Origin of the sequence: Paraburkholderia sp. SIMBA_027 (assembly GCF_046535315.1) — a bacterium.
GTDB classification, from domain to species: Bacteria; Pseudomonadota; Gammaproteobacteria; order Burkholderiales; family Burkholderiaceae; genus Paraburkholderia; species Paraburkholderia tropica.
Window position 1 is genome coordinate 1 of sequence record NZ_JAWRWY010001408.1, and the last position, 243, is coordinate 243.

The following is a 243-nucleotide window of genomic DNA, read 5'->3' on the forward strand; positions in this document are numbered from 1 at the left end:
GGCTGAAGTAAGAAATTCGCCGTTGTACGGGCTTTCCGCCCTGCCATAGACCCCGCGCTGCATCCCGCCGTTGGCCATGGGGGGCATATTCGTCAGGCCGATCAGGACTGCCCCGCCTGCGCGCAACCGCTCGATGGTGAAGGCGTCCTTCTGCGCGACGAGTTCCTTGAAGGCAGGTGAGCCGGCTGCGGCGGTAAGCCCTTTCACGAGGAAGCTGTCCTTCGCCGTGTACGGGACCCCGTC

At 64.6% G+C, this 243-nt stretch carries 1 protein-coding gene; it reads right to left on the reverse strand.

Going from position 1 to position 243, the window contains the following annotated elements:
- A partial coding sequence (locus SB764_RS43825) for an amidase family protein (protein WP_410867283.1) occupies window positions 1-243 on the reverse strand: 243 nt, incomplete at both ends.